2 protein-coding genes are annotated in these 2,266 nt (G+C 72.9%); one reads left to right on the top strand and one right to left on the bottom strand.

Annotation, left to right across the window (positions count from 1 at the left end; all coding sequences use genetic code 11):
- Window positions 1–1,728: 2Fe-2S iron-sulfur cluster-binding protein (locus tag D588_RS0116510; protein ID WP_017916764.1), on the top strand; the 1,728-nt coding region annotated here is incomplete at its 5' end.
- 25 nt (window positions 1,729–1,753) lie between these two features.
- Here D588_RS0116510 and tsaB read toward each other — a convergent pair.
- The coding region (tsaB, locus tag D588_RS0116505) for a tRNA (adenosine(37)-N6)-threonylcarbamoyltransferase complex dimerization subunit type 1 TsaB (RefSeq protein ID WP_017916763.1) at window positions 1,754–2,266 on the bottom strand (513 nt) is incomplete at its 5' end.

Below are 2,266 nucleotides of genomic sequence, written 5' to 3'. Positions count from 1 at the left end.
CTGCGCATCGCCGCGCCGCCCCTGCCCGGCGACCCGCTGGCCGGCACCTGGCGGCCGGGCGCGCCGTTCGGCGGCCTGGGCATCGCGCTCGAAACGCGACGACGCAATCGCGTCAACGGCAGCGTCAGCGCAGTCGATGGCGACACGCTGACGGTCGCGGTGGAGCAGAGCTTCGGTAACTGCCCGCAGTACATCAACAGCCGCAGCCCGACGTTCGCCGCAGGCGAGGTCCACGCGCATACCGCGACTGCCGTGTCGGCGCGTCTGAGCGATGCGCAATGCGCGCTGCTCGCGCGCTGCGATACCTTCTTCATCGCCAGCGCGAACACCTCGGAGGATGCCGGCGCCGCGCGCGGCGCGGACGTGTCGCACCGCGGCGGCCTGCCCGGCTTCGTACGCGTCGACGATGCGCGCACCCTGACCACGCCGGATTTCAGCGGCAACCGCTACTTCAATACGCTCGGCAATCTGTTGCACGATCCGCGCGCGGGGCTGCTGTTCATCGACTTCGAACGCGGCGACCTGCTGTACCTGGCCGCCCGCGCGGAGATCGTCTGGGACGGGCCGCTACTGGCGACGTTCGCGGGCGCGCAGCGCGTGGTGCGCTTCCATCTCCGCGAAGTGCGCCACACGCGCGCCGTGTTGCCGTGGCGCTGGTCGGCGGTGCAGCGCCCAGCGCAGTTCGCCGCGGCGTCGACGCCTGCCGCCGAACGCGCCTGGCGGCCGCTGCGGATCGTGCGGATCGTCGACGAAGCGCGTGCCATCCGCTCGTTCCATTTCGCCGCCGAGGACGGCGGCGCGCTGCCGTCGTACGCAGCCGGCCAACACCTTACGCTGCGTTTCCCGATCTGCGGCAATGCCGCGCCGACGGTGCGCAACTACACGCTGTCCGACGCGCCGGGTGGCGCGCTCTACCGGATCACCGTGAAACGGCAGGGCCGGGCATCGGCCTGGCTGCACGACCATGCGCAGGTCGGCACGACGCTGGACGCGCAGATGCCGCGCGGCGATTTCGTCTTCGATGCCGCCAGCCCGCGGCCGGTGGTGTTCGTCTCGGCCGGGATCGGCATCGCGCCGATGCTGGCGATGCTGCGCCAGGCGCTGGCCGACACCGCCTCGCGGCGGCGGTTGATCTTCGTGCACGGCGCCCGCGAGGCCGCCGATCGTCCGTTCGCCGCCACACTGGCACGGCTCGCCGCGGCCGACGCGCGGCTGTCGCTGCATTGCCTGGACAGCCGAGCGGCCGGCCACGGCGCCGGCCGCATCGGCATCGCGCGGTTGCAGCGGATCCTGGCATTCGACGATTACGACTTCTACCTGTGCGGACCGCCAGACTTCATGCGCGATATGTACCGTGGATTGCGCGCGCTGAACGTGGCGGACGCGCGCATCCGCTTCGAGGCATTCGGCCCATCGAGCCTCGTCCGCGATACGAACCCCGCAGCGCCAGCAGATGCGCCACGGGTGCGCGTGCGGTTCCAGCGCTCGGGACGCGAGGCGGTCTGGACCCCGGACGCCGGCACATTACTGGAGCTGGCAGAAGCGCAGCGGATCGCTACGCCCTCCGATTGCCGCTACGGTTCCTGCGGCACCTGCGCGACGCGCGTGCTGTCCGGCGCAGTGCATTACCTGCGTCCGCCCGACACCCAGATCGAACCAGGCTGTGCGCTGCTGTGCGTCGCCAGGCCTGCGCACGAAAGCGCCACGCCGCTGGTACTCGACCGCTGACGCGCCGACGGCACGCCGCACGCACTCACCGCGCGGCCCGCTGCGCCTGCTGCTCGGCCAGGGTCAGGGCGACGTTGTCGCGCAGGTAGGCCGGTTCGGCGCGCTCCGGCGCGATGCCTTCGCCGCGCGCGTATGCGGCCGCGGCCAGGGTCAGCACGTCGGCGGCATGCGGCAGCGCCTGCGCATCGGCGCTGCGCCAGTGCGCGCCGAAGCGGCGCTGCAAGGTGCCATCGACCGCCGCCAGCCCGGTGCCGACCGCAGCCCAGGCCGCATCCGGCTCCGGCAACACGAAGGCCTCCGGACTCAGCACCTGCTCCGGGGTCAGCGCCTGCAGGCCGCCATCGGCCTGCCGCGCGTAGGCCGCGGTGTAGACCTCGCCCATGCGCGCATCGATCGCCGCCAGCACCCGCGGCGCGTCGGCCGGCGCGCGCAGCGCCAGCACCTGCAGCGTGGACACCGGCAGCACCGGCAGGTCCAGGGCCAGGGCGATGCCCTGCGCGACCGCGATCGCCAGGCGCACGCCGGTGAACGCGCCGGG

Source organism: Xanthomonas sp. SHU 308 (genome assembly GCF_000364645.1).
Taxonomy (GTDB): domain Bacteria; phylum Pseudomonadota; class Gammaproteobacteria; order Xanthomonadales; family Xanthomonadaceae; genus Xanthomonas_A; species Xanthomonas_A sontii.
The sequence above is the reverse complement of the archived record's forward strand: the minus strand, read 5'-3'. Positions and strand labels throughout refer to the sequence as shown.